A 234-nucleotide genomic window follows, 5' to 3' on the forward strand; every position below is an offset into this window, starting at 1 on the left:
ACTCTTTGGCCTGCACGGTACGGCGTTGCAGAGTTCGCGATGTTCGACGCGAGCATCATCATGCGCTGGCTGCGCAGCTGCAACGCCGTACCGTGCAGGCCAAAGAGTTTCTCGGATGCCATCATCAACTTCCTTTCGCCGGGATCCGGCCGGTTGGCACAGACGCGCGGAAAAACACCAAGGCATGATGCAATGGGCGTGCCAAACCATTATTATTGATGTTTTTCAATATCT

1 protein-coding gene is annotated in these 234 nt (G+C 54.7%); it reads right to left on the minus strand.

Annotation, left to right across the window (positions count from 1 at the left end; translation table 11 throughout):
* Positions 1 to 122 (minus strand): flagellar basal body protein (locus tag JHC57_RS15165; protein WP_294031011.1); only part of this gene is annotated, 122 nt, incomplete at its 3' end.
* Positions 123 to 234: the final 112 nt, after the last annotated feature.

The organism is Sphingopyxis sp., from assembly GCF_016463645.1.
In the GTDB taxonomy this organism is placed as follows: domain Bacteria; phylum Pseudomonadota; class Alphaproteobacteria; order Sphingomonadales; family Sphingomonadaceae; genus Sphingopyxis.